19 protein-coding genes and 2 pseudogenes are annotated in these 26,035 nt (G+C 69.5%); 4 read left to right on the forward strand and 17 right to left on the reverse strand.

The genetic code is table 11. The annotated features are described in order from the left end of the window. Nucleotides 1–25: 25 nt before the first annotated feature. Nucleotides 26–1,018: a LacI family DNA-binding transcriptional regulator gene (locus ACZ5TL_RS31315; protein WP_468594095.1), complete on the forward strand. Its 993-nt coding sequence runs from the start codon at nt 26–28 to the stop codon at nt 1,016–1,018. Between the two features lie 453 nt (nt 1,019–1,471). Continuing rightward, nucleotides 1,472–2,128: pseudogene (locus ACZ5TL_RS31320) on the forward strand (response regulator). 285 nt (nt 2,129–2,413) lie between these two features. Here the strand turns inward: ACZ5TL_RS31320 and ACZ5TL_RS31325 are convergent. From ACZ5TL_RS31325 to iolC, 12 genes are all read right to left on the reverse strand, one after another. Further along, on the reverse strand, nt 2,414–3,217 hold the full coding sequence (locus ACZ5TL_RS31325) for an ATP-binding cassette domain-containing protein (RefSeq protein ID WP_468594044.1): 804 nt from the start codon (nt 3,215–3,217) through the stop codon (nt 2,414–2,416). 38 nt (nt 3,218–3,255) lie between these two features. Then, entirely contained in the window at nt 3,256–4,347 is a 1,092-nt protein-coding gene (locus tag ACZ5TL_RS31330; protein WP_468594046.1) for an ABC transporter permease, read from the reverse strand. A 136-nt stretch (nt 4,348–4,483) separates the two neighbouring features. Then, nucleotides 4,484–5,533 carry a sugar ABC transporter substrate-binding protein gene (locus ACZ5TL_RS31335; protein WP_468594047.1) on the reverse strand — a complete coding sequence of 350 codons (1,050 nt, stop codon included), beginning with the start codon at nt 5,531–5,533 and terminating at the stop codon, nt 4,484–4,486. A gap of 433 nt (nt 5,534–5,966) precedes the next feature. After that, nucleotides 5,967–6,833, reverse strand: a complete 867-nt coding sequence (locus ACZ5TL_RS31340) for a sugar phosphate isomerase/epimerase family protein (RefSeq protein WP_468594049.1) — start codon at nt 6,831–6,833, stop codon at nt 5,967–5,969. Continuing rightward, nucleotides 6,830–7,846 (reverse strand): Gfo/Idh/MocA family oxidoreductase, encoded by a 1,017-nt coding sequence (locus tag ACZ5TL_RS31345; protein WP_468594050.1) that lies wholly within the window; start codon nt 7,844–7,846, stop codon nt 6,830–6,832. Before ACZ5TL_RS31345 ends, ACZ5TL_RS31340 begins: the two co-directional genes overlap by 4 nt. A gap of 53 nt (nt 7,847–7,899) precedes the next feature. Next, complete coding sequence (locus ACZ5TL_RS31350) at nt 7,900–9,333, reverse strand: sugar porter family MFS transporter (RefSeq protein ID WP_468594052.1); 1,434 nt, start codon at nt 9,331–9,333, stop codon at nt 7,900–7,902. 9 nt (nt 9,334–9,342) lie between these two features. Then, the gene (locus ACZ5TL_RS31355; RefSeq protein WP_468594053.1) at nt 9,343–10,293 is read right to left on the reverse strand and encodes a TIM barrel protein; all 951 of its coding nucleotides are present in this window, start codon (nt 10,291–10,293) and stop codon (nt 9,343–9,345) included. Between the two features lie 63 nt (nt 10,294–10,356). Then, nucleotides 10,357–11,859: a CoA-acylating methylmalonate-semialdehyde dehydrogenase gene (locus tag ACZ5TL_RS31360; protein WP_468594055.1), complete on the reverse strand. Its 1,503-nt coding sequence runs from the start codon at nt 11,857–11,859 to the stop codon at nt 10,357–10,359. Nucleotides 11,860–11,886: 27 nt separating this feature from the next. Continuing rightward, nucleotides 11,887–13,770, reverse strand: coding sequence for a 3D-(3,5/4)-trihydroxycyclohexane-1,2-dione acylhydrolase (decyclizing) (gene iolD, locus ACZ5TL_RS31365; protein WP_468594056.1), 1,884 nt, complete (start codon nt 13,768–13,770; stop codon nt 11,887–11,889). After that, a complete protein-coding gene (gene iolB / locus ACZ5TL_RS31370; protein ID WP_468594057.1) occupies nt 13,770–14,663 on the reverse strand; it encodes a 5-deoxy-glucuronate isomerase in 894 nt (297 codons plus the stop codon). The genes iolD and iolB overlap by 1 nt, the downstream gene beginning before the upstream one ends. Next, nucleotides 14,660–15,529 carry a Cgl0159 family (beta/alpha)8-fold protein gene (locus ACZ5TL_RS31375; RefSeq protein ID WP_468594059.1) on the reverse strand — a complete coding sequence of 290 codons (870 nt, stop codon included), beginning with the start codon at nt 15,527–15,529 and terminating at the stop codon, nt 14,660–14,662. The genes iolB and ACZ5TL_RS31375 overlap by 4 nt, the downstream gene beginning before the upstream one ends. A gap of 4 nt (nt 15,530–15,533) precedes the next feature. Further along, nucleotides 15,534–16,523, reverse strand: a complete 990-nt coding sequence (gene iolC / locus ACZ5TL_RS31380) for a 5-dehydro-2-deoxygluconokinase (RefSeq protein ID WP_468594096.1) — start codon at nt 16,521–16,523, stop codon at nt 15,534–15,536. A gap of 500 nt (nt 16,524–17,023) precedes the next feature. Between iolC and ACZ5TL_RS31385 the strand changes: the two are divergent. After that, a pseudogene (locus ACZ5TL_RS31385) lies at nt 17,024–17,344 on the forward strand (transposase); the annotation flags it as partial. Nucleotides 17,345–18,131: 787 nt separating this feature from the next. Here ACZ5TL_RS31385 and ACZ5TL_RS31390 read toward each other — a convergent pair. The 4 genes from ACZ5TL_RS31390 to ACZ5TL_RS31405 form a co-directional block, all read right to left on the reverse strand. Next, nucleotides 18,132–18,707 (reverse strand): DUF6262 family protein, encoded by a 576-nt coding sequence (locus tag ACZ5TL_RS31390; RefSeq protein WP_468594060.1) that lies wholly within the window; start codon nt 18,705–18,707, stop codon nt 18,132–18,134. Beyond that, nucleotides 18,704–21,322, reverse strand: coding sequence for a tyrosine-type recombinase/integrase (locus ACZ5TL_RS31395; RefSeq protein ID WP_468594061.1), 2,619 nt, complete (start codon nt 21,320–21,322; stop codon nt 18,704–18,706). The genes ACZ5TL_RS31390 and ACZ5TL_RS31395 overlap by 4 nt, the downstream gene beginning before the upstream one ends. Then, complete coding sequence (locus tag ACZ5TL_RS31400) at nt 21,319–22,512, reverse strand: tyrosine-type recombinase/integrase (RefSeq protein WP_468594062.1); 1,194 nt, start codon at nt 22,510–22,512, stop codon at nt 21,319–21,321. The genes ACZ5TL_RS31395 and ACZ5TL_RS31400 overlap by 4 nt, the downstream gene beginning before the upstream one ends. Nucleotides 22,513–22,582: 70 nt before the next feature. Then, nucleotides 22,583–23,686, reverse strand: a complete 1,104-nt coding sequence (locus ACZ5TL_RS31405) for a hypothetical protein (RefSeq protein WP_468594063.1) — start codon at nt 23,684–23,686, stop codon at nt 22,583–22,585. 198 nt (nt 23,687–23,884) lie between these two features. On the opposite strand from ACZ5TL_RS31405, the gene ACZ5TL_RS31410 reads away from it, so the two are divergent. After that, a complete protein-coding gene (locus tag ACZ5TL_RS31410; RefSeq protein ID WP_468594065.1) occupies nt 23,885–24,151 on the forward strand; it encodes a hypothetical protein in 267 nt (88 codons plus the stop codon). Here the strand turns inward: ACZ5TL_RS31410 and ACZ5TL_RS31415 are convergent. Next, a complete protein-coding gene (locus ACZ5TL_RS31415; protein ID WP_468594066.1) occupies nt 24,115–25,944 on the reverse strand; it encodes a zeta toxin family protein in 1,830 nt (609 codons plus the stop codon). The two genes, ACZ5TL_RS31410 and ACZ5TL_RS31415, sit on opposite strands and share 37 nt — an antisense overlap. Nucleotides 25,945–26,035: the final 91 nt, after the last annotated feature.

Here is a 26,035-nt window from a genome sequence, read left to right on the forward strand (position 1 = left end):
CGGATCGGGCATGCAGCGGCCCACGATGGCGGACGTCGCCGCGAAGGCGGGCGTTTCACGGGCGCTCGTCTCGATTGTGTTCCGCAACCAGCCGGGAGCGAGCGAGGAGACCCGGGAGCGGGTGTTGAGGGTCGCCGACGAGATCGGCTACCGGCCCGATAGTGCGGCCAGGCTGCTGGCGCGCGGCCGCAGCCGCACGCTCGGCGTGATGTTCACCGTGCAGCAGACCTTCCACACCAACCTCATCGAGGGCATCTACCCCGAGGCCGAACGCCTCGGTTACGAGGTCCTGCTGTCCGGCGCCACCCCCGGTCGCAGCGAGGAGAAGGCCGTCGAGGCGCTGCTCAGCCACCGCTGCGAGGCGGTGATCCTGCTCGGCTCCTTCGCGGAGCTCTCCTTCCTCGACCGGCTGGGCCACCGCACGGTTGCCGTCTCCGTCAGCCGCCGGGTCGCGCACGCCCACGTGGACTTCGTGCACTCCGCCGAGGGCAAGGGCATACGTCAGGCGATGGACCACCTCGTCGAGCTGGGACACCGCCGGATCGTGCACATCGACGGCGGCCGCGGCCCCGGCTCGGCCGAGCGGCGGCGCGCCTACCGGGCAGGGATGCGGCGCCACGGACTGGAGTCCGAGATCCGGGTCATCCCCGGTGAGCACACCGAGGAGTCGGGCATCGAGACCGGCGTTCTCCTGGTGGCGGAACGGGACCAGGGGCGGCCGCTGCCGACGGCGGTCCTCGCGGGCAACGACCGTAGCGCGATGGGTCTGTTGATGTCCCTGACCCAAGCCGGCGTCGAGGTGCCGCGCGACCTGTCTGTCGTCGGATACGACGACAGCCATCTCTCCCATCTGATGCCGATCGGCCTGACCACCGTGCGCCAGGACGCGGTGCTCATGGCCGAGCACGCGGTACGGTTCGCCGTGGAGCGGCTGGAGGGCTCCGAACTGGCGCCGCGGGAGGCCGTGTTGGACCCGAAACTGGTGGTGCGGGGGACGAGTGGGCCGCCTGCGGGCTGAGTCCGCAGAGTGGGGCCTGCACCGGGAGGCGCTGCCGGCCGGTTGCGCCAAGTGACGTCAGTCGTTGTGGTCAGCATGGTCCCTCGGCGGTGAACGGTTCATGATTGTGCTGATCACCAGGATGGTCGGCGCGGAGGTGTTCCTCACCGGACAGACCCTCTTCGACGGCGGCGCCGGGCTTGGCCCGTTGGCACAGGCTGCGGGGCCGGGGAGCCCACCTGCTGTGGCGCGGATCGAGCGTCGCAAAGCCCGACGGGTCCAGGATGTGCTGCCGACGGCAGTCACCTGGCCCCGATCGAGGCCAACAAGCACAGTACAACGGCCGGGGCGGTCCAGGTCCCGTCGGCTTCGGCCCGGGTGGTACGGTACCGCGTCGACGGCCGGGCCGACTTCGTCCCGCTGATCACCGGTCTGACTGGGCCCGTCGGGGTCCGGGAAGTTGATGATCGAGCCATGACCGGCCCACCTCCGTCTGGGGCGCCCATCCGCGTCGTCATCGCCGACGACCAGGAAATGGTCCGCACCGGCTTCCGCTTCTTCCTCAACGCCCGGCCCGACATCACCGTGGTCGCCGAGGCCGCAGACGGCGCGGAAGCGGTGGCGCCGGCCCGGCGGGAGCGTCCCCACGTGTGGCTGCTGGACATCCGGATGCCCAAGCCTGGGCGGGCTGGAGGCGACCCGGCTGCTCGCGGGGGCCGCCGTGGCCGACCCGGTGCGGGGCGTCTTGGTGACCGCCTTCGACCTCGACGAGTACGTGTACGGGCACTGCGGGGCGCGTGTGCGGGTTCCTGTTGAAGGACTCCGGACCCACCCTCCTGGCGGAGGCTGTCCGCGCCGCCGCGGCCGGCGACTCGCTGGTCTCGCCGTCGATCAGGGTTCGCCTGCTCAAGCACGTCACCGACTCGTAGGCCACAGCGGCGGCCCCGTTGAGGCCCGGCGTCGTGCGCTTGGGCGCCCTCGGCCAACGCCGAGATCGCCGCCGAACACTACTTCTCCCTCTCCACGGTCAAGACGCACCTGCCCAGCGTCCAGCTCAAACCGGCCGCGCGCAACCGCGTCGGGATCGTGGCCTGGGCCTGGCAGAACGGGCACGCGCAGCCCGGCGGGTGACGCGAGGGCCATGCGGGTCCCTCACCCGAACGGTCCGGTTGCGGTGGTGGTGCGAGAACGCCGACATGGTGATCACCCGCGAGGACATCGGGGTCCACGCCGACTGCAACAACTGCGTGGGCACCGACGAGTTCATGCCCTCCCCGCGAACACGGCGATCACACGACGGCTGACGCGTATCACGCGACACGGCCACTGCGTACGGCCGTGCCCGGGCCGCTCCCGACTTGCACGGGGGGCTGCCCGGGCACGCCTTTGCGCGTGGGGACCGTGTCCGGTCTTCGCTCAGGCGAGCGGCTTGCCCTCGCGGTACCGGCGCAGGCCTTCCGGACCCTCGACGACGGCCGCGGTGAGCTCCTCGACGCTGGTGTCCTCACGCCGTACGTCGAGGATCTTGCGCCCGTGGTTCATCACGATGTGCCGGTCGCAGACCTGGAAGGCGTGATGCAGGTTGTGCGTGACCAGCACCGAGCTGATGCCCTCCTGTTTCAGCTGCAGCAGGTAGTTGAGCAGCGCCTCGGTCGCACGAACGGCCAGGGCGCTGGTCGGCTCGTCCAGGATCAGCAGGCTGCGCTTGAAGTGCACCGCACGGGCGATCGCCACGGCCTGCTGCTGGCCGCCGGAGAGCGAACCCACCAGCTGGCGGGGGCTCTTGATGCCCTCGATGGTCACCACGCTGTCCAGGATCTGCGCGGCGATCTCGTCCATCTTCCTGAGCCTCAGCATCCCCAGGGAGTTGGTGAGTTCACGGCCCATGAAGATGTTGCGGGTGATCGTCATCGACGGCACCAGGGCGGAGTCCTGGAAGATCGTCTCGACGCCGCGTTTCTCAGTCTCCTGGCGGTTGAGCGTGGTCAGCTTCTTGCCGCGCCACATATAGTCGCCCTCTTCGGCGGTGACGACACCGGACATCGTCTTCACCAGGGTCGACTTGCCGGCGCCGTTGTCACCGAGCAGGCCGACGACCTCGCCCTGGTGGATCTGGAAACCGACGTCGCTCAGGACGGTGTTGGCGCCGTACCGCTTGGTGATGCCGGACAGTTCCAGCAGCACCTCGCCGGTGCGCTCCTCGGTGGCGGTGGGGGACATGGTTGCTGCTCCGTTTCCGGCGGTGGGCTCGGCGGCGCTCACTTCGCCTTCCCCTCGATCATGCGGTTGAAGAAGGCCGCGGCGACGATGATGAGACCGACGAAGAGGTCCAGGTAGAAGCCGGGCGCACCACCGAGCAGCAGGATGTCCTGCACGGTGAGGATGAGGGCCGCGCCCAGGACCATGCCGAGGACGCTGCCGCGGCCGCCGGACAGGGCGACACCGCCGACGACGGCGGCCGCGATCGCCTTGAGTTCCATGCCGCGGCCGGTGCCGGGCTGGACGGAGCCGGTGCGGACGACGGTGAGGATGGCGGCGAGGGCCACGCACAGTCCGAGGATGCCGAACGCGATGATCTTGACGCGGTCGGGGTTGATGGAGATGGCGCGAGCGGCGGCGGGATTGCCGCCGACGGCGGTGATGTGGTTGCCGAGCCGGTGCCGGTGCACCAGCAGCCAGAACACGACACCGACGGCGATCAGCCACAGCACCTGACCGCGGAAGAAGCCGAGGTCGGCGGTGAAAACCTGCTTCAGGGTCTCGCTCGGCGTGATCAGGGCGGCCGTGGTGCCGTTGTAGAACAGGGCCGCGCCTTCCCAGAAGAGCATCATGCCGAGCGTCACGATGAAGGACGGGATCTTGGCCTTGGTGGTGAGGATGCCGTTGACGAGCGCGATCGCGACACCGGTGAGCACGGCCATGCCGGCGGCGGCCCAGGCGCCCGCACCGTCGGCGTACCACCGGGTGAACACCAGGGCGCAGAAGGTGAAGTTGGCGCCGAGCGACAGGTCGAACTCACCGGCGATGATCAGGATGCCGGCACCGATGGCCAGGATCGCCATCACCGGGATGCTCTGGCTGAGGACGTTGAAGTTGGACTTCTCCAGGTAGGGGAAGGCCACGGGGTCCACGAGGTAGTAGATGATGCAGCCGAGCTGCACCAGGACGAAGACCAGTCCGATCTCCAGCGCCCCGCGCCCGCGGATCTGGCGCAGGCGCTCGGCAAGCCGGGCACCGGTGGTGGTGGGGGCGGAATCCGCGAGAGTCCGCTTCTGAGTGGGCGCGCTCGCCGGCGCGGCGTCGCCCTCCACGACGGCGCCCCCTGCCGCCGTGATACTCCCTGCGGTCACCTGACCGCTCCGCTCGCTCATGGTCGTACTGCCTTCCTGGTTGAGATGGGCGGGGCGGCCGGCCAGTCATGCCTGGCCGCCCCGAGCCGAATCGTCGGCGGATGAGGTGGTGCCGTCCGGTCCGGACCGCGTGGGGTCAGCGGACCTTGCCGGCCAGTTCCTTGGCGATGCCGACGTTGGACTTGTCGACCAGGCCGCTGCCGCCGGAGTTGATGCTGGCGGGGCTGAGGCCGAAGTCGAGCTTCAGGCCGAGCTGCATGACGGTCTGGAAGCCCTGGACGTAGCCCTGCTGGTCGGCCGCAGCGCCGATGGCGCCGGACTCGATGCCGGTGATGATCTGCGGCGCCAGGTCGAAGCCGACGACGGGCACCTTCAGCCCGGAGTCCTCCAGGGCCTTGGGGACGTTGCGGTGCGGGGTTCCGCCCAGCGGGACGATGGCGGCGGTCTTCTTGTGGCCGAGCAGGTACTGCGTGATCTTGTCCAGGGCGGCGGAGTCCTCGATGCCGGTGCCGAGGATCTCCGTCTTGGCACCCACCTCGTCGAGCGCGCGCTTGACGCCGGCGTGGCGCTGGACCGCGTACACCTGGTCCGGGAACTCGACCGGCGTGAGGACGGTGTCACCCTTGCCGATGTCGGGGTTGTCGGCGAGGAGGCGCTTGCCGAGCAGGTACCCGACCTCCTCGAAGTCCTGACCGACGAAGCCGAGCGTGCAGCCGCCGACCTTGCCCTCCTGGGTGATGTTGTAGCTCATCACGGGGATGCCGGCCTTCTGGGCCGCGCAGACGTTCTCGGTGTACTTGTTGGGGTCGTCGAGCACGACGGCCAGCGCCGCGGGCTTGTCGGCGACTGCGCTGCCGATCAGGTCGTTGTACTTGGTCTGGTCGCCCGAGCTCGTCTGCATGTTGAGGTCGAGGTTGAGCAGCTGCGCGGCATCCTTGGCGCCCTGCGCGATCGTGGTCCAGAACGGGTCTCCGGGGTCCTGGGGGAGCAGGAAGGTGACCTTGCGGTCCTTGGCCGTGCTGCCGAGGCCCGACTTCAGCGAGGTGCCCTTGCCCGACGCCGAGGCGGTGTCGTCGGAGCCTTGCGAGCAGCCCACGGCGAGCAGGGCCAGGGCGGGGACGACGGCGAGTGCGCGCCAGCCGGAGACCCGGCGGGCTCTTCGGGGCGAGTGAGCGGAGTGCGGCATGGTCCTACCTCTGCTTCGAGAAATTGTGAGGGCGCCGCAGGTCCGCTGAGAGGCGGACTGACTGAAGGGTCATGAAACGGCGCGGAAAGGGAAGTGGTCCTGGTCTCGTGGAGACCTACTGGGTACCTCTTTGGCGAAATTTAGCGCCTGTTTGGCTGAAGGTGTCAATACATATTGCAGGCTGAATTCCAACGGATATATCGGCGTGTCTTCCTCGTGTTTATAGAGGTATTTGGGCAGGCCAAAGGGCCCTGCCGGGTGCTGCTCGCACTCGGCAAGGCTTTCTCTGTGGCGCTTCTACGTTTCTTGGGGGTGCTGGATGGCGGCCTGTGGGAGCGCTCTATGTGCCGCAGTTCACCACGGTTCAGCGCAGTTTATGGAGCGCTCCATTCCGATGGAGTCGGAAGGGTTTTCCGGAACGTAATGAAATTGTTCAGGCAGCGAGTTCCTTGGTGATGCGGTCGAGCATGTAGGCGGAGGATTCGCGGGCGCGCTCTTCCCAGGCGAAGACGCAGGCGGTGGCGACGCCGTCGAAGTTCAGCTCGCGCAGGGTGCCGAAGAAGGCGTCCCAGTCGACCTCGCCCTGGCCGATGTCCAGGTGCTGGTGAATGCGGGCGGTCGTGCCGGGTGGGTTGAGGATGTAGCGCAGGCCGCTGGAGCCCTTGTGGTTGAAGGAGTCCGCGATGTGCACGTGCTGGAGTTTGTCGCCGGCGTAGCGCATCATCGCCGCGATGTCCGCCGTCGGGTCGGCGCCCGAGAGGTGGAACGAGTGCGGGGCGCAGTAGAGGTAGTTGATCCACGGTTTGTTGATGGCACGGACGAGGTCGACGGCGGGGGTGTTCTCCTCGCAGAAGTCGTCCGGGTGCGCCTCCAGGTTCAGAGCGATGCCTTCACGCTCGAACACCGGCAGGAGCTCCTCCAGGGACCGCCAGAAGGCGGCCTCGCTCTCCGCGGCGCGTTCGGGGCGGCCGTTGAACTCCGAGTTCATGAGCGTGCACTCGAGGTCAGCGGTGATCTGGATCATCCGCTTCCAGTAGCGCATGGCGGCCTGCCGCTCGGTCTCGTCGGGCGAGGACCACTTGTACAGCGGCAGCACGGAGGACAGCTTCACGCCGTGCGTGCGCAGGGAGTTCTTCAGCTCAGCGATCCGCCCGTCGTCGGCGCGCGGGTGGAGGAAGAACGGCATGAAGTCGTCGCGGGGCGACAACTCGATGTACTCGTAGCCGAGTTCGGCTACCGTGCGCACCATGTCGTCGATGGGCAGCGCACGGAACATGTAGGGGTCGAGGGCGATCTTCACGCGGTTCCTCCGTAGAGCGCGGGTCGGGGCTTGAGGTCCGTGGCGACCACGCGGCCCGACTCCAGGGCCTCGACGGTCGCAGCGGTGATGACGGTGGCGGCGTAGCCGTCCCAGGCCGAGGGGCCGGTGGGATCGCTGCCGGCGGCGATCCCCGCGATCCACTCGCGGAACTCGGTGTCGAAGGCGTCCGCGAAGCGGCCCACCCAGTCCGTCAGGACATCGGTGGTGTGCTGTGCGGCGCTGCGTACGGCGACCGTGGCCGGGTCGGGCAGCCGCACGAGCCCCTCCTCGCCGACCACCTCGCACTGGATGTCGTAGCCGTACTGGCAGTTGACGAAGACCTCCAGGTCGATGCGGACGCCCTTGGTGGTCTCGAAGAGCATGATCTGCGGGTCCTTGAGGTGGGCGAACCGCTTGCTCGTGGCGCGCGGTGTCACCACCTGGGCGGAGACGATCTCGTCGTCGAGCAGCCAGCGCAGGACGTCCACCTCGTGCACCGCCGTGTCGAGGGCGGCCATGGTGGAGGTGTACGACTCCGGGACGGTGGGGTTGCGGTGGGCGCAGTGCACGATCAGCGGCTCACCGATGCGCTGGGCGTCGATGACCTGCTTCATCTGCCGGTACCCGGTGTCGTAGCGGCGCATGAAGCCGACCTGGACTAGGCGGCGGCCGTGGGTCATTTCGGCCTCGACGATCTTCAGGCAGTCCTCGGCGGTGGTGGCGAGGGGCTTCTCGCAGAACACCGGCTTTCCAGCGGCGATCGCATTCAGCACGTGCTCGGCGTGGGTGGGGCCCCAGGACGTCACGAGGACGGCGTCGACGTCGTCCGCCGCGACCACGGCGGCGCCGTCGGGCAGCACCCGGGCACCGACCGGCGCCGCCGCCTCCTCGGCACGGGCGGCGTCGATGTCGGTGACCGCGGTGACCTGGGCACCGGTGACGGCGTCGGTGAGACGCCGGATGTGCTCGTGGCCGATCCAGCCGGCGCCGATGACGCCTACGCGCACAGTCATGGGAGTTCCTTTCTGCGGTCCCGGGCCGCCGGTGGGCCCGGGACGGAAGGGGGTCAGGAGAAGCGCGCCTTGAGCTCGGCTTCCAGGGTTTCGAGCGTGCGGCCCTTGGTCTCGGGGACGTAGAGCTTCACGAAGGTGAGGGAGAAGATCCCCGCCACCACGAACAGGAAGAACGTGTTGGAGATCCCGATCCCGGAGACCAGGGACGGGAAGACCAGCCCGATCACGAAGTTGGTCAGCCACAGCACCACGGCCGCGATCCCCATGCCGAAGCCACGCATCCGCATCGGGAAGATCTCCGAGAGCATCAGCCAGGTCACCGGGGAGATCGCGCCCTGCTGGAAGGCGAGGAAGGTGACCGTCATCGCCAGCACGGCGAACGCGCGGGGGTCGCCGGCGGGCAGCACCAGGGAGAAGATGCCGATGAGCAGCAGGGCGGCGGTGGTGCCGACCTGGCCGGTCATCAGCATCGGACGGCGCGGGACACGGCCCAGCAGCCAGATGCCGACGAAGGTGGCGAGCACCGAGATCACACCGTTGGCGATGTTCGCCGTGAGCGCGCTGTCCGCGGCGAATCCCGCGTCGGTGAGGATCTGGGTTCCGTAGTACATGATCGTGTTGACGCCGGTGATCTGCTGCACGATCGCGATGCCGAAGCCGACCAGCATCAGCCTGCGCAGCCACGGGGTGGCCTTGAGGTCCTGCCAGCCGCCCAGGTTCTCATGCTGCTCCTTGACCGCGAGCGCGGACACCTCGGCGAGCTCGGCCTCGGCCCGCTGCTGGGAGCGAACCTGCTTGAGGACGTCCAGAGCCTCGCCGAAGCGGGTCTTGGAGGCCAGCCAGCGTGGGCTTTCCGGCATCACCAGCATGCCGAACCACAGCACGACGGCGGGGAGGGTCGCGATGACCAGCATCCAGCGCCAGACGCCGCCGGACTCGCCGCCGACCCGGGCGATGATCGCGTTGAAGGTGAACGCCAGCAGCTGACCGCTGACGATCATCAGTTCGTTACGGGTGACCAGCGCACCGCGCCGCTCGGCGGGCGAGACCTCCGCGAGGTAGACCGGTACCGTCACCGAGGCGCCACCGACCGCGAGGCCGAGGACGAAGCGGGCGACGACCATGACCGCGGTGGTGGGGGCGAGGGTGCAGCCGAGCGCGCCGACGAAGAACAGCACGGCCAGCACCAGGATCGTGCGCCGCCGCCCGCGGGCGTCCGACAGCCGACCGCCGACAACCGCGCCGAGCGCGGCGCCCAGCAGGAGCGAGCTGGTGACCATGCCCTCGGTGACCGGGGTCAGGCCCAGGTCCTCGGTCATGTAGGGCAGGGCACCGTTGATGACGCCGGTGTCGTAACCGAAGAGCAGACCACCGAACGTGGCGATCAGGGTGATCAGCCGCAGCCGCCGGCGGACCGCCGGGGGAGCGTCGTCCGCGACGGCGGTGGCCGGAGTGGGGGCCTGGGGCGTTTCGTTCGTGACGTCCATGGCCACCTCCTACTTGTCGCCGGTCGGGCGTCGGGTTCCGGCCAGGCCGCAGCCGGCCAGGTGCTCACGCGTGCTGACCGCGATGGGCAGCGGCACCTCGGGCGCGCACGGGTACAGGTCCTGCTCGACGATCACGAACAACTCGGCGTCGAGCTTGGCCAGTTCGCCCACCACATCGGACGGCTTGGGCACCCCCGCCGGAGGCGAGACACACACCCCGCGCTTGACCGCCTCGCCGAAGGAGAGGTCCTCGGCGGCGACCTGGGCGAGGATCTCGGGGTCCATCTGCTTGATGTGGACGTAACCGACGCGCTCGCCGAACCGGCGGATCAGGTCGAGGTTGTCGCCGCCGCCGTAGGCGACGTGCCCGGTGTCCAGGCACAGGTTGGTCCAGCGGGAGTCGGACTCGTTGAGCAGCCGCTCGATCTCCGCTTGCGTCTGGATGTGGCTGTCGGCGTGCGGGTGGACGACCAGCTGTACGTCGTACTCGTCCAGCAGCAGTTTGCCCAGCCGGTCGGCGGCCCTGCCGAACCCGGCCCACTGTTCGGCGGTCAGTTCCGGCGACTCGGTGAACGCACCGGTCTTCTCGTCCCGGTACATCGGCGGGATGAAGACGAGATGGTGCGCGCCCGCGGCGGCGGTCAGCTCCGCCACCTGCCGGACGTGAGCGAGCATTTCGTCCCATGCCTCGGGCCGGTGCAGCGCGCCGAACGCGGTACCGCCGGAGACCTGCAGCCCTCGCGTGTCCAGCTCGGCCTTCAGCCGCTGCGGGTCGGTGGGGAGGTAGCCGTAGGGGCCGAGCTCGAGCCACTTGTAACCGGCCGCGGCCAGCTCGTCGAGGAAGCGGGTGTAGGGGACCTGGTGGTCGTCCTCGGGGAACCAGACACCCCATGAGTCGGGAGCCGACCCCAGACACAGATTGCCCACGACGGTGCGGAGGGGGGATGGCGTCGTTGCCATGGTGTACGTCCTTCGAAAAGGGGACAGAGGGATGGGCCGGATGAGCGCTTGGCGTCCGGAGGGTCAACTGGAGGTCGGGAAGTTGAACCCGGCCGCCACCTGCTGTGCGGGCTGGGGCCAGCGGGTGGTGACGACCTTGGGGCGGGTGTAGAAGCGGATGCCCTCGGCGCCGTGGATGGGGGAGTCGCCGATGAGGGAGTCCTTCCAGCCGCCGAAGGAGTAGTAGGACATCGGCACGGGCACCGGCACGTTGACGCCGATCATGCCGACGTGGACCTTGCGCTGGAAGCGGCGGGCGGCCTCACCGGAGCCGGTGAACAGGGCGGTGCCGTTGCCGTAGGGGTTGGCGTTGATGAGGTCGATCGCCTCGTCGAGGGTGTCGACGCGGACGATCGCCAGGACCGGGCCGAAGAGTTCCTCCTTGTAGGCGTCCATCTCGGTGGTGACGTGGTCGAGGAGGGAGGGGCCGGTGAAGAAGCCGCCGGCATGCGCGGGATCGTCGATCTTCAGGCCGCGGCCGTCGACGACGACCGTCGCACCCTGCGTGGCCGCGGTGCCGACCGCGTTCTCGACGCGTTCCTGGGAGGCCTTGGTGATCAGCGGGCCCATGTCGGTGCCGGGGGCGTTGCCGGGGCCGACCTTCACCTCGTCCGCCTTGCGCCGCAGGATCCCGACGAGGTTGTCGGCGGCGTCGCCGACGGCGACGGCAACGGAGACGGCCATGCAGCGTTCGCCGGCGGAGCCGTAGGCGCCCGCGGTGATGTGGTTGGCGGCGTATTCGAGGTCGGCGTCGGGCAGGACGACGGCGTGGTTCTTGGCGCCGCCGAGGGCCTGGACGCGCTTGCCGTGCGCGGTGGCGGTCTCGTGTACGTACCTGGCGATGGGGGTGGAGCCGACGAAGGAGACCGCCTGGATGCCCGGGTGGGTGAGGAGCGCGTCGACGGCGGGCTTGCCGCCGTGCACCACGTTGAAGACGCCGTCGGGCAGGCCGGCCTTCTTGTAGAGGCCGGCGACGAAGTTGGCGGCGGAGGGGTCGCGTTCGCTGGGCTTGAGGATGAAGGTGTTGCCGGTGGCGATGGCGACCGGGTGCATCCACAGCGGCACCATCGCCGGGAAGTTGAACGGTGTGATACCGGCGACGACGCCGAGGGGCTGGCGGAAGTTGTGCACGTCCACGCCGCGCGAGACCTGGTCGGAGAAGTCGCCCTTCAGCACGTCGCCGAGGCCGCAGGCGAACTCGACGACCTCCCGGCCGCGGGTGATCTCGCCGCGGGCGTCGTCGACGGTCTTGCCGTGTTCGGCGGAGATGATCCGGCCCAGCTCCTCCTCGTGCTCGACGAGGAGCTGACGGAAGGAGAACATGACCTGGGTGCGCTGGGAGAGCGACGACTCCGACCAGGTCTCGAACGCCTGCGCGGCCGCGGAGACGGCGGCGTCCACGTCCGCGGAGCTGCCGAGGACGACCTGCGCCTGCTCCTTGCCGGTGGCCGGGTTGAAGACAGGGGCGGTGCGGGGGTCGGCGCCGGCGGCGGGGGAGCCGTTGATCCAGTGCTCGATGGTCTTCACGGTGAGGGTTTCCTTTGCAGCCGGGGCTTACAGGTAGTGACGCTGGGCCTGCTTGTGAGCGGCATACGTCTGGTAGGCGGTGCGGGTGGAGTCGACCTCGGAGACCTGGCTGACGGGGACGTCCCACCAGCCGTGCCCGGGCGGGTTGGGCCCGTAGAGGTCGGTCTCGACGTGCACGACGGTGGTGCGGGTGGCGACCTTGGCCTTCTCCATCGCGGCCCGGAACTCCTCGACCGTCCCGGCGTGCAGGACGTCGGCGCCGAGGGAGGAGGCGTTGGCGGCAAGGTCGACAGGCAGGACGTCGCCGTCGAGGAGGCCGGAATCCCCGTCGCGGAAGCGGTACTTGGTGCCGAACCGCTGCGAACCCAAGGACTCCGACAGCGCACCGATCGAGGCGAAGCCGTGGTTCTGGACCAGGACGATGATGACCTTGAGGCCTTCGGAGACCATGGTGACGATCTCCTGCGCCATCATCAGATAGGAGCCGTCGCCGACGAGGACCACGACCTCGCGGGAGGGGTCGGCCATCTTGGTACCGACGCCGGCGGCGACCTCGTAGCCCATGCAGGAGTACGCGTACTCGACGTGGTAGGCCTTCGGGTCGCGGGCCCGCCACAGCTGCTGCAGGTCGCCGGGCATGGAGCCGGCCGCGTTGATGACGACGTCGCGGTCGCCCAGGACGTCGTTGAGGACGCCCAGGATCTGGGTCTGGGCCGGGAGCGCGCCGGTGTTGCGGTCAGGGGCGAAGCACTCCTCCTCGATCTGCCGAGTACGGGCGATGAGTTCACGAACGCGCCCGCGGTACTCCGGTCCCACCTCCCAGTCGGCGAGAGCGTCTGCCAGCGCCTCGATGCCGAGCCGGGCGTCCGCCACCATGGGCTCCGCCGAGTGCTTCACCGCGTCCAGGCGGGCCACGTTGAGGTTGACGAAGGTGACGTCGGGGTTGCCGAAGACGGTGTGGCTGGCGGTCGTGAAATCCGAGTAGCGGGTGCCGATACCGAGCACGACATCGGCGTCCTTCGCCAGCTCGTTCGCCGCGTACGACCCGGTGGAGCCGATGCCGCCGACCGCGTACGGGTGGTCCCAGGGCACCGCACCCTTGCCGGCGTGCGTGTCGGCGACGGGGATCCCGGTGGCCTCGGCGAAGGCCCGCAGGGCGGTCTCGGCGCCGGAGTAGACGGTGCCGCCACCGGCCACGATCAGCGGCTTCTCGGCGTTGCGGAGCAGACGTGCGGCGCGTTCCACGGCGGCCGGCTCCGGCACCGGGCGGCCGACGTGCCAGACCCGGCGCCGGAAGAAGGAGACCGGCCAGTCGTGAGCCTCGGCCTGGACATCCTGTGGGAGGGAGAGGGTGACGGCGCCGGTCTCGACCGGGTCGGTCAGGACCCGCATGGCGGCGAGGGCGGCGGGGATGAGCTGTTCGGGGCGGGAGATGCGGTCGAAGTACTTCGATACGGCGCGGAAGGCGTCGTTGACCGTGACGTCGCCGCCGCGGGTGTCCTCCAGCTGCTGCAGGACGGGGTCGGCGGCGCGGGTGGCGAACATGTCGGACGGCAGGAGCAGCACCGGCAGCCGGTTCGTCGTGGCGAGCGCCGCGCCCGTGATCATGTTGGTGGAGCCGGGACCGGTCGATGCCGTGCACGCGAAGGCGGCGAGCCGGTCGCGCATCTTGGCGTAGGCGACGGAGGCGTGGACCATGCCCTGCTCGTTGCGGGCGAGGTAGTAGGGCAGGTCGGCTTCCCGGGTGACGGCGGCCTGCAGGAGGGCCTGGCCGATGCCGGCGACGTTGCCGTGGCCGAAGATGCCCCACACGCCGGGGATGAGGCGCTGTTCCTGGCCGTCGCGTTCGCTGTACTGGTTGGCCAGGAAGCGGACGAGCGCCTGGGCGGTGGTGAGCCTGATGGTTTCCATTACGCGTTCTCCTCGGCGCCGAACGGCAGCCGGTCATCGATGTCCTGCGCGTCCCAGGCGGCACGGACCCACCCGTGGGCGGGGTCGTCGCAGATCAGCCAGGCGCGGTCCTGACCGGGGCCGGCCATGACGTTGAGGTAGTACAGGTCGTAGCCGGGGGCGGCGATCGAGGGGCCGTGCCAGCCGTGCGGGATCAGCACCGTGTCGCCGGAGCGCACCTCGGCCAGCACGTCGATCGGCCGCCCGGGCGTGCCGTACACGCGCTGGTAGCCGAAGCCGCCCTCGCCGGCGACCTCGAAGTAGTAGATCTCCTCCAGCTCGCTCTCGACCGGGATGCCCGCCTCGTCGGTGCGGGCTTCGTCGTGCTTGTGCGGCGGATACGAGGACCAGTTGCCGCCGGGCGTGAGGACCTCGCACACCAGCAGCTGCTCGGCCTCGAAGGTGCCCGGCAGGCAGTAGTTGTTGACCTGCCGAGAACAGGCGCCCGCGCCGCGCAGCTCGACCGGCACGTCCTCCTTGCGCCCGTACCGGGCGGAGAGTGAGCTCCGCCCGGTACGGGCGGAGGGCAGCGCGAACCGGCCGCCGGCCGCGCTGCTGATCAATGCCTCCGACTCGCGGGGGAGGTACGCGAAGTCGGTGGCCGAGGCGAAGACCCCGCTCCGTCCGGCGAGTTCGAAGGACTCTCCGTCGACGGCGACGGTGCAGCCACCGGTCAGCGGAAGGACCAGGAACTCGGACTCGGAGGTGGACAGGGTGTGCGCCTCGCCCGGGCCCAGGGTCAGGATCCTGAGCCCGGAGAATCCCCAGCCCGCCGACTCCGGCGTGACCAGGACGTCGTAGGAATCGTCGCCCACAGTCCCCTTGGGGAGGTGGTACTTGTTCGCGGATGTCACAGCAGGCTCACCGCCCGGTCCACGGCACCGGCGACGTCGCCGTCCGAGGGGTAGAGCAGGGAGCGCCCGACGACCAGGCCCTGAGCAGTGGGCTGCTTGAGCGCCTTGCCCCAGGAGGCGAAGGCCGCATCCGCGTCCTTGACCTCGCCGCCCAGCAGCAGCGCCGGAAGCGTCGAGGAGGCCAGGACACGCTCCATGTCCTCGACGACCGGCAGCTTCAGCCACGTGTAGGCGGTACGCCGCCCCAGCCCCGAGGCGATGGTGATCGACTTGATCACGGCATCCGTCGAGAGGTCGTTACGGATCCTGCCGTCCTGCCACGCCGAAAGGAACGGCTCCACCATCGCGATCAGACGGCGGTCGTTCAGCTCGTCGACCGCGCGAGCGGTGTTCTCCAGCACGGAGGGAGTGGAGGGGTCGTCCAGGGCGATGCGGGTGAGCATCTTGCCGCCGTCGAAGCCCATGTCGGCGATGGTCTCGGCGTCGTACCCGGTGAAGCGGTCGTCGATCTCGAAGACCGAACCCGCGAGCCCGGCCCGGTTCATGGAGCCGAAGACGCTCTTGCCGTCCAGGACACCGAGCAGGAGCAGGTCCTCCAGGATGTCGGCGGTCGCCAGCACACCGGTCACACCGGGCCGCTCCAGCGCGATGCACAGGCGCTCCAGCAGCCGGGCACGGTCGGCCATGGCGGAGGGGTCAACGCCCACGCCGTTGGCGCCGCGTGCCGGGTGGTCGGCGGCGATGATCATCGCCTTGCCGTGCTCACCGACGAGAGACGAGGCCCTGACACGCCGGGCGGCCGCTGCGGCGATGGACCCGGGGTTCTCGACCCGGGCTCCCACGATCCGGCTCACATTGTCGGACATCTCGTCACACCTCTCGCTCGGAGTCGTCGGAAGTCGTCGCCCGCCCCCGGGGCGTCGCCGAACGCACCTTGGCCTCGACCTCGTCCTCGGTGGGCATGGCGTCGGAGCAGGACAGCCGGGAGGCGACGATGGCGCCGGCGGCGTTGGCGAAGGTGACCGTGCGGCGGGTGTCCCAGCCGGACAGCAACCCGTGACACAGCGCCCCGCCGAAGGCGTCACCGGCACCGAGCCCGTTGACCACGTCCACCGGCACCGGTGCGATCTCGGCCGTCGAGCCGTCCCGGTCCATCGCCAGCACACCCCTGGGGCCCTGCTTGACCACCGCCAGCTCCACCCCGGCAGCCAGCAGCGCCTTCGCCGCCGCATACGGCTCACGCTCGCCCGTGGCCACCTCGCACTCGTCGAGGTTGCCCACCGCCACCGTCGTATGCCGCAGGGCCTCGGCGTAGCACGCCCGCGCCCGGTCCGGGTCGGCCCAGAACATCGGCCGCCAGTCCAGATCGAACACCGTGACACCGGCCTTCGCCCGGTGTGCCAGCGCGGCCAGCGTGGCCGCACGGCTCGGCTCCTCGCTCAGCCCCGTGCCCGTGAACCAGAAGATCGCCGCGTCCCGCACCGCTCCCAGGTCCAGCTCATCCGCCCGGATGTCCAGGTCCGGGGCCTTCGGCAGCCGGTAGAAGTACAGCGGGAAGTCGTCCGGCGGGAAGATCTCACAGAAGGTCACCGGCGTCGGCGCGATCTGTGACGTGCCCACGAAACGGCTGTCCACGCCGTAGCCGTCCAGGGCGGTGCGCACGAAGTCACCGAACGGGTCCCGGCCCGTCTTCGTGATCACGGCCGAGGCGCGCCCGTAGCGGGCGGTGGCCACGGCCACGTTCGTCGGGCTGCCGCCCAGGTACTTGCCGAACGAGGTGACCTCCGCCAGCCCCACACCCGTCTGGAGTGGGTACACATCCACCCCGACACGGCCCATGGTCAGCACTTCGAACGGCATCACGCTGGGTTTCCCTTCGATCCGGAGACTCCGGTGAGTCCTCAGGGGAGGACTCTGCCTGCCGCGCTCTACTAGCGCGCTCTAGTGCCAGTACGATGACCCTGTCCAAATGTCATGTCAATAGCTTGTTGCAGAGAGATTTCGCGCCCGCCCGCAGGGGGGTGCATCGAGGGGAGGCGGTAGGCGGGCGCCTTCGGTTTGCTCGCCCCGAGGGGGGAGCCGACGACGTCGACGAGTGCGCCGGCTGAGGACTCGGCGGCGACGGCGCGCACGAAGTCGCACTCGGCGGTCCGATCGACCGTCAGCCCGTTCCGGCGCGCATGGGCGCCTTCAGGCTGGGGCACCGCGCCTCCTCGTAGGGGCGGTAGGCCTCCCCACCGCCTGGAGACGCATGTTGTCGAAGACTCCGTTGCTCAATTCGCCGCGGCTGTGATGCCCAGTGGGAGATGATCTGCCGTGTCGTCATGAGTGGTGCGAGTCCTGGGATGGTGCGGATGTCGATGCGGCCGGAGGGGCTGCCTGCGGTTCCGGAGGAGACAGCGAGGGTGGCCCGGGCGGCTTTCCCGGCCGGGAGTCTGCCGATACGCCTGCGCGACAGGCTGGAAGCGGTTTTCGCCGACGAGCCGTACACCGACGCGTTCGGGGTGCGCGGCGCCCCGGGGTTGTCCCCGGCGGTGCTCTCGCTGGTCACTGTCCTGCAGTTCACCGAGGACCTGACCGACCGGCAGGCCGTCGCGATGGCAGTACGCGCGATCGACTGGAAGTACGCGATCGGCGCCGAGCTGACCGATCCCGGCTTCGACTTCAGCGTGCTGGCCAAGTTCCGCGCCCGCCTGATCGAGCACGGCATGGAACGCCTGGTTTTCGACCGGCTCCTGGAGCACTGCCGCACCGAGGGACTCGTTGCGGCGGGCGGTAAGCAGCGCAGCGACTCCACCCATGTCATCAGCGCGGTGAGGGACTTGAACCGGCTGGAGCTGGCGGGCGAGAGCGTGCGCGCCGCGCTGGAGGTGCTGGCCGCAGCCGCGCCCGAGTGGCTGGCCGGCGCGGTGGATGTCGCCGAACTGGCGCACCGCTACGGCCCGCGCGTGGACGGATGGAAGCTGCCGGCCTCGAAGACCAGGCGGGACCGGCTTGCGGTGGTGTTCGGGCAGGACGCGCTGATGCTGTGCCGGGCGGTGCGCGCGCCCGGCGCCCCGCCGTGGCTGGCGGAGCTTCCCGCGGTGGAGCTTTTGCGGCAGGTGCTGGTGCAGACCTACTGCATCGGGACCGGCGCGCGGGGACGGGAGGTGATCAGGAAGCGGGAGGCCGAGGTGGACGGCGTCCCGCCTGGTCATATCCGCCTGGCCTCTCCTTACGATGCGGATGCGCGGTGGGCGGCCAAGGGCGAGGAGCTGTTCTGGCTGGGCTACAAGATTCATTTGACCGAAACCTGCCACACTGCCGCCGAAGCCGAAGCCGAAGCCGAAGCCGAAGCCGGGAACGGGAAGCGCGTCGCGGCGCTGCCGAACCTGATCACCGACGTGCACCCCTCGCTTACGGAACCAGCCGAGCGAGCGAGGCAGCCTGGTCGTAGGCGAGGAGGCCGGGGCTGGTCCGGAGTGTTCGTCATGACTGGCCCCCTTCGAGAAGCTGGGCTTCGAGGTCGGCGATGCGTTTCTCGGCGAACCGCAGGTTGGAGCGGGCGCCTTCGAGTCGTTCCTGGAGTGAGCGGTGCTCTCGCGTCATCTGGTCCAGGCGGCGCTTGAGTGACGCGTTCTCGGTGCGGAGGGCTGGGGCGGAGTCCGCTGGGGCCGTCTGTTCGATGTCTCGGAGCTGGCCCATGAGTTCGCCGATCCGCTTGCGTTGGGTGAAGACGGTCTGCTGGGTGCGGGTGAGGGTCTCCTCGGCGTTGAGTGCGCGCTCGCGCCAGGAGGCTTCGATGCGTTCGTGTTCCTGCTGGGCTCCTTGATCACGCCGTTGTCGGGCGTCGGCGACGGCTGCTTGGACCAGGGCTCGTGCGTCCGTGTTCTCGTAGCAGAAGGTGGCGGACACTCCCGCTCGCTCGGCGATGGCTCGGACATTGAGCCGTCTGCGTTCGCGGCGAAGCTGCGTGATGGCCTTCTCGAGCTGGGTCAGTTTGGTGCGGGTCTGGCGGCGGCGAGCGGCGATCGCGGCCGCTGGGGAGTCGGCTGTGGATGTCATGCGGCATCACCGTCTTCGATCTCCGGTGACTCGGTGAGGTCCGCGGTTCGGAAAGCGGTGGACCAGACGCGGCCGAAGTAGTCCTGGGGGCGGCGGAGGTCGAGCGCGAGGGCCTCGTCCAGGAGACCGACGGCTTCCAGCGCACGTTCCAGGCCGGTGATCGCGCGGGCGGTGGGCTCGAAGACCTCGTGGAGGTAGTCGGCGGTTGCACTGTCCGGCGCGCGTTCGGCGAGCATGCGCCACTGCTCGCGTTTGCGGTGCCAGTAGAGGAGGTCGGCACCCGACATCACGAAGTTCTCGCAGCTGTGGCAGTTGAGTTTGAAGGGGCAGGCTGCGCCGTCGACGACGTGCTGGAAGGTGCAGAAGCCTCCGTCGGCCGGGGTGGACCGGCGTGTCAGGTCGATGGCGAGGGCCTCGGCCTCTTCCTTGGACATGGGCTCGCTGCCGGACAGGATCAGTCCGGGCTCGTCCGATCCGGGGCCGGCGACCCAGATGGTCTGCAGGGCCTGTTCGAGGCGGGGATCGGTGTTGGCGAGGTGGACGTAGTGCTCGGCCATCCGCTCGGAGACCTGCCCGAGGTAGCGCTTGACGTGGATGAGGTCGGCGCCGTTGCGCAAGAGGTTCGTCGCCAGCGTGTGCCGGCTTTGGTGGGGGACGCAGTGGGCGATGTCGAGCGTGTCGACCCAGTCGCGGAACAGCTTGTGGAACCATCCGTAGCTGGCGCCCTTGAGTAGGTTGCGGTTGCTGTACTGCCGGGGGAACAGGGCGATCTGCAGGCGTTCACGCGGTGTTGGGGGCCGTCCGTAGCGCTGGGTGAAGCGGGCGATGGTTACTGCCTGGCGGCGTTCGATCCGCTGATGGAGCCGTTCGGGGATGCGGATGGCCTCGTCGTAGTTGCCGACTTTGGTCTGGTCGTGCCAGAACATCGGCAGCCCGTTGAGCCGGCCGATGCATTCCAGGCGGGCGTCGAGGACCTCGCCGCAGCGGCGGCCGACCAGGACGAGCGTTTCCCAGGCGTCCCGGAGCCCGCGGTTGTTGATGTCGAACGTTTCGAGGTTCGCCAGGTTGGTCGGGTGGGCCAGGGCCCTGGCGACGTCGTCGGGGAACGGCGATCGACGCCCCGTTGGGGCCGTGGCCCTCGGCATCGCGACGATGAAGCCGCGGTCCAGTCCGATCTTGTCCGAAGCACCGGTCTCCAGTGCTTCGCGCAGGACGCGGCGAACGCTCATCAAGACGGTCGAGAGGGTTCCGGCGGTGGCGATTGAGGGCTCACCGGCATGTCGGGACCGACGATCGCCCTGATGATGGTGGATGCCGAGCGACTTCAGGCCATGCTGGGCTCGGTGCCGCTGATCGGTGACGAAGTCGGTCGCATGGGACTCGGCGAGCACCGTGGGGTCGTGGCCTCCGCCCGGCACGAAGCCTTCGAGGTAGGCGCTCAACTCCACGCATCCCCGGCGTAGTTGATCGAAACTGGTTCGGCTGCGGGGCGGGTTCGTCTTCAGCCGGGCGGCCAGGAAGTCCCATAGCAGGTCGCGTAGCCAGCGCTGTGTGACTCGGCTCAGGTCGATTCTGCTGCCGGCGTGGGGGAAGCGGACGCCGAAGTGTTCGGTCTCGATGAATCCGGCGTCCTTGGTGTCTTCTCGGGTGAAGTAGACCAGTCGTAGGTAGCCGAGCATTGCCGTGCCCACCTGGCGGACGAGGCGGTTGTACTTGTCCAGGTCGAGGTCGGCCAGGGAGTCCGCCTTGGCGGTCCGGCAGGTCTCGGCAAGGTGCTGGATCCAGGGAAGTGCCCAGTTCGTGCCCTGGGCTGGAGTCTGGGTGTGGTGGAACATCGCCCATTGGATCTCGGCCTTGACCAGAGGTTTCAGGCCCAGCAGTGACACCTTGCCGTGAGAGCGCATGATCGGCCCGGTCTCCCAGCACCATCGCCGGAAGGCGGCCTCGTCCTGGTAGCTGACGAGACCGGACGTGTGTCCTTCGTTGACCAGCCGGCCCCAGTGATGAGGAAGCCGGGCACCGCCGGGACACCCGGCGCGGTTGTAGAGGAGCCGGTGGCGCCGACACAGTCCCAGCGCATGCACCGCGGCCTCGGGGCACGGCACCACCTGGCACTGCCCGAACGAGGGCAGCACCGGCTGGTTGGCGGCCCACTCATCGAAGTCCGGGGCAGCACCCCTTTTGAGGTGCGGATATTGAGCTCGGCGCCATCGGGTGGCATGCATGTGACAGAGCCGGTCCGGACTCCAGGAGGGGGTATGGCGACAGATCCGGCAGGGCGGCGGCGTCTTCCAGGATGCCTGCTTCAACGGCTGGGCGGTGCGAAGGAACTCGGCGACGCTGACGCCTTCCCGGCGTTGTCGGCCCCAGTCGCGTAGGTGGATATTGCAGAACTCGGTGCCCGGGTTCAGAGGCCGCTCGCACCGCGGGACGCCGCACTCCCAGGCATAGACGGGGTGGTCGCCGGGCAAGTCGATCACGTCCGTGTGGAAGGCGGCGTCGAACGTCGGCGCGTTGAGCAGGGCGGTCAGCAACTCCAGCCGGTCGCCGGTGGTGCGGCTCGGAACCGACGACGGCGACAAGACAGGCAGCAGCCGGCGGACGGGAGCACTCACTCCTCCTCACCCCAGACGGCCTTCAAGGCGGCCACGAACCCCGGCGAGTGCTGATCGGGATGGCCATAGACCTCGTCGACCATCCTCATCGAGGCCCAGTTGCCCGCCTCCTTGGCCACCAGCGGGTCGTTGCCCGACGCGTCGAGGATCTTGCCCATCGTGCTGTGCCGGAACTGGTGCGGCTTGATGCGGCCGGGCAGGCCGGCCCGTTTCCCGGCCCGCCGCAGCATGCCGCGGGCAGCGTCGGCCGTCCACGGATCACCGGTGTTCGACCCGTGCAGCTGGATCAGCAGCATCCCGTGCCCGGTGGCGTACTTCGTGTACTCGGTGGTCATGTAGGTGAAATAGGTGCTGATCATTGCCGGGCTCACCCGGTAGATCTCCCCGCCGGTGATCACACCGTCCTGCAGCTGCCAGTCGGGCTTCTTCTTCGCCGCCGCCCGGTTCGGGTTGGCCCCGCGGTGACACACGTGAACGTGCGGACTCTTACACTCGCCGCAGGCCGCGTTCTCCCGCAGGTGCAGGTCGACCAGGTGCAGCCCGGTCAACCCGCCGATCCGCAGGGTCGTGTCGGACAGCCAGGTCACCACCATCGCGTCCCGGGCCGTGTTGACCTGATCCAGCAGCTCGGGCCTCGCCCCGTCCGGGAGCATCTTGGGATGCCGGCGGCGCGAACGGCCGGGCGGCATCAAAGGGTTGGCCGACATCGAGGTCACCACGTGCCCCAGCAGAACCCGGTCCCGGTCCTGCTGAGTCGGCAGCCGCCGGACGTCCAAGGCCGCCTTCAGCTCCGGGTTCACCCCCTGCCGGGCGCATTGGTGCAGGTAGAAGCCCTTCAGGCAGGCGGCCGTGACCTTGAGGGCGTCGGAGCCGTACGGACGTTTCGGCGGCGTCCGCCACGGCTCTCCGAACGGCATCGGCACCCGTGCCCCGACCGCCCCCATGTACCGCTGCAGATCCGACAGCGAGACCTTCGCCGTCGTCAGCCCCTCGCGCACCCGCCACCGCAGGTGATCGACAAGGGTGTACGCGTACGTCTTCTGCGTCCCCGAGCCCTCGTACTGGCAGAGAAAGCAGTCCGCCTCCTCGTCCACGGTCAGGTCCGGCCACACGATCGTGTACGCCCGGCTCCCGTCCCCTCGGACCATCTCCTGGACACGAATGTCGTCCAGGACAATCACGCTCCGCACATGCCCCTCCCGCCGCATCCCGACGCGACGAACAGCCTTGCCGAGATCGGTAAATGAGAACGCGAAAGCCCTACGGACCACTCCGACGAGTGACCCCGACACTCACAGCACAGTCGGTAAAGTCCCCGACCAGCACCTGCCGCCCGCGCCCTCGTGCGGCGCTAGCTGCCCGCGCGGCCGGGATCGCGGAGGCAGGCGCGGCCAGGCCGGGCCAGGCGGTCGGCCCGGTGTAGTCGAGCTGCCCCTGCAAGACCGGGTCGGCCCACTGAAGGCGCGAGCGGCCGGTGACGATGAAGAAGGCGTTCGGCATCAGCCACACCACCCGCTGGATGAGCCGCTCCAGGTCGCGGTGGGTGCGGTCGCCGACGTCCTCGAATGTGTCCAGCAGGATCACCGGCGTGACGCGCTTGTCCGCGGGGAACTGGGCGAGCTCCCACGCCAGCAGGTGCGGATAGAAGGACAGCGCCTCCAGGTCGGGGTCGGCTTCCAGGAGGTCGGCGAGCCGCGCGCACTGGGCGAGCGCGCGGACGGTCTGCCGCCGCTCCCGCAGAGCATTGATGAGGGAGCCCGTGATCTGGCCGATCGCCGTACCGACGGTGCCGGGCAGGAGGAGGGCCTGGGCGACGTCGGCCATCGCCGACTGCATCTGCTGCGGCAGCGCCTTGCCAAACCGGCTGGCCAGGCCGCCGCGGCGCAGGTACTCCTCCAGCGGCTCGCCGGGGTGCTGCTGTTCCCAGTAGCGGCGCAAGGCCACGTCGAAGGCGGGCAGTGGTCGGCCGAGCGTGCTGAGCGCGGCCCGGATCGTCAGCACCAGGTCCTCGAACGAGGTGCCGGCCGAGCGGGCCAGGTCGATCCTTACGGGCAGGATCCGCTCACCGGCCCAGGTCGGCTCCCCCCACTGCGCGGGCCGCTGTTCGGCGCCGGCCAGCGCGGCCTCGAGCTTGCGGGACAGCGTCGTCTTGCCGATGCCGCCGACCCCGTGGAACACCATGATGTTGTCGCGCGGAGCCTCGAGGTCCTCGACGTCGAAGCCAGGGGTGGCGGTGCGCTGCAGGTGGCCGGTGAGCGCGGTCGCTACGAGTTCCCACTGCAGCTGGCGGTTCGTGAACGCCTCCCCGGCCTGCAGGCCCGGGTCGTTCGTGCTGAACAGCGCCCGCAGATCCCGACCTGCCACGTCCAACCCCCGAATCGATGATCACTTTGGGGTCAACCTATGCCCCCGTACGGCTCCTTGGGGAAGCATCCCCCCGATGCTCCAGGCCGCGAAGGCGTTCCCGCTCCAGGGGTGGCGCGTCGCGGCACTGTGCCACCGGAATCGGCCAGGGAGACAATGACCGTTTCCCATCAAGATCAACAGTAAGAGGTGGTAGCCATGTCCGACCCAGACTTCTCTGGCCTGGACGGCGGCGAAGAGCAGGACGCGGCAGATATCGTCCGCGACGTAGTGACCTGGTACAGCACCCACATCGCGGCCGAGCTGCGCAAGCCGGTACCCGACGAGGAGCGGATCGAGGAGCTGAAGGCCGGCCGTCAGGCCGCGCTCGCTGACCAGGCGCAGCTGACGACCGCCGACCCGGAGGAGGCCGAGCGGATCGCCACCGTCTACGCGGCCCGGCTGAAGGAGCTCAAAGAGTCGTAGTCCGCGGGCGCGCGCCGCACTGGCAGGGGCCAGGGGTGCGGGTGCGGCCGGTCGATGTGGGCCGGCTGCACCCGCGCGGGCATCAGCGGTCGCGCGAGCGCTGCGATCTCGTCCAGCTCCTGCCGGTGCTGGGGAAGGGCCCGGCGCAGCGCGTGGTGGAGGCGGAGGAACGCGGCGGCCTCCTGCTCGGTGTACGGTCGCGTCCGTTCCGCGGCGAGCGCCCAGGCCGCCTGTCGGCCACCGCTGTGCTCCTGCCGGAGCAGGGCCTCGCCGTCCCGCCGGATCACCGTGATGGCCGTGATCGCCGGATGCCGCTGCGCAGCGTCGACGACATCGGCCAGGGCGCTGAAGCACACGTCATGGCCGGCGCGTGAAGTGAAGCGCGGGTAGCCGCCCCTCTGCAGGGAGCGGGCGTAGCGCAGCGCCGTGGACAGCAGGCTGTCCGCCTCCCGCACGGCCAGGACCACGAGTTCGACCGGGTAGCCGTCGGCCGCGAACGGCAGCGCACTGGCCAGGAACTCCTCCACGCTGCCCGGCGCGCCCTCGATCAGTGCGTCGCCGTGGAGTTGGCGCACGTACGCTTCGGCCTCGGCGAACCAGCTGCGGTAGTCGTGTCGGATCGCGGCCCCGGCATTGCGGGGGTCCTCGGCCAGCAGCCGCAGATAGTCCGGATGCGACGCCTTGAAGTCGTCGCCGACCAGATGGGCAGTCCCCGGCCGCATGGCGCGCTTCACCATCCTGGCCGCCAGCAGCTTCCCCGCCCCCGGCTGGCCCAGCACGTAGACCGCCCGCGGATCGTCCCGGGGGACGATGCCGCTCAGGTACGACGGCTTGATCAGCTCATCGAAGACCCACTTGTGTTCCTGGGCTGACAGCCGGTGGTAGTCCACGCCGGGCGCCCGCCGTCGCGGCTGGGCTATGCGTCGTACGGGCTCGGAGAGCGCGGCTGCGCGTTCGGCGTCCCGCTGGATGGCCAGGCGCCGGTCCTCGCAGTGCAGTTCGCGGTGCAGCCGCTGATCGGTCCGGGCGAGGTCCCGGCGGAAGACAGCGGTCTCCTGGGCGCTCCACGGCCGGGAACGCTCGTACGCCACCGCCCGCTCGGCCGCCGGCCGACGGCGCCACACTCCGTCGACGAGGTCGTTGTCGTACAGCACGGTGCCATCGCGCCGTACGACGGTGACGCGGTCGGCCAACTGCTCGGCCTCGATGACCGCCAGTGTCGCCAGCATCTGCTGGGCGCAGGTGTCGTGGTTCTCCCACGATACGTACCGGCCACCGCCCTGGATCGCCTCGGACAGGAAGCGGTCCAGAACCCCGAGCTGGCTCCACGCCTCGGCCGTCGCGACCGCGACCACCTCAACCCGGTGCCGGGAGCGGCGGTACGCGGACGACGACGCCCGGAACTCCTGCGGATCGGCGAGGGCCGACTCGATGACCGCGTCGAAGCCGCAGGCACGTACGTAATCTTCGACCGCGGCCTGCCAGTGGCTCGTGTCCGGGCGTATTTTGACGCCGGCGGTGCGGACATCGGCGGTCAGGAGCTCCGTGTACCGGCGGTGTGCCGCCTTGTAGAGGTCGCGGCAGACCCGTACGGCGCCGCCCCGGCGGTCCAGAGCCGCCTGAACGAGATCGGCGATGTCAGTCTTCCCTGCGCCCGGCTGCCCGGCGACAACCACAGCGAGCGGACGGGACTGGCGCACGGCTCCCGTCGTGGCCGCCGGAATGATCACCTGCTCCAGCACCTGGCGGCTCTCCGACTCGGACAACGCCTCCAGAAGGCCGCCTTCCCCCACCAGTCCTCCATGCCGTTCGAGCTCACGCGGTCGGGACCGAGCAGAGCTGTTCGCATTTCAAGGTCAACATAGCACGCGTACGCCAAAAGAA

The organism is Streptomyces sp. NPDC033136, assembly GCF_055578235.1.

Excerpts from the sequence above, each read along its gene's own strand:
- ACZ5TL_RS31375 (WP_468594059.1), bottom strand. The coding sequence starts at position 15,529 with ATGTCCGACAATGTGAGCCGGATCGTGGGAGCCCGGGTCGAGAACCCC.
- ACZ5TL_RS31345 (WP_468594050.1), bottom strand. The coding sequence starts at position 7,846 with ATGACTGTGCGCGTAGGCGTCATCGGCGCCGGCTGGATCGGCCACGAG.
- iolD (WP_468594056.1), bottom strand. The coding sequence starts at position 13,770 with ATGGAAACCATCAGGCTCACCACCGCCCAGGCGCTCGTCCGCTTCCTG.
- ACZ5TL_RS31355 (WP_468594053.1), bottom strand. The coding sequence starts at position 10,293 with ATGGCAACGACGCCATCCCCCCTCCGCACCGTCGTGGGCAATCTGTGT.
- ACZ5TL_RS31335 (WP_468594047.1), bottom strand. The coding sequence starts at position 5,533 with ATGCCGCACTCCGCTCACTCGCCCCGAAGAGCCCGCCGGGTCTCCGGC.
- ACZ5TL_RS31390 (WP_468594060.1), bottom strand. The coding sequence starts at position 18,707 with ATGACATCCACAGCCGACTCCCCAGCGGCCGCGATCGCCGCTCGCCGC.
- ACZ5TL_RS31350 (WP_468594052.1), bottom strand. The coding sequence starts at position 9,333 with ATGGACGTCACGAACGAAACGCCCCAGGCCCCCACTCCGGCCACCGCC.
- ACZ5TL_RS31325 (WP_468594044.1), bottom strand. The coding sequence starts at position 3,217 with ATGTCCCCCACCGCCACCGAGGAGCGCACCGGCGAGGTGCTGCTGGAA.
- ACZ5TL_RS31410 (WP_468594065.1), top strand. The coding sequence starts at position 23,885 with ATGTCCGACCCAGACTTCTCTGGCCTGGACGGCGGCGAAGAGCAGGAC.
- ACZ5TL_RS31315 (WP_468594095.1), top strand. The coding sequence starts at position 26 with ATGGCGGACGTCGCCGCGAAGGCGGGCGTTTCACGGGCGCTCGTCTCG.
- iolC (WP_468594096.1), bottom strand. The coding sequence starts at position 16,523 with ATGCCGTTCGAAGTGCTGACCATGGGCCGTGTCGGGGTGGATGTGTAC.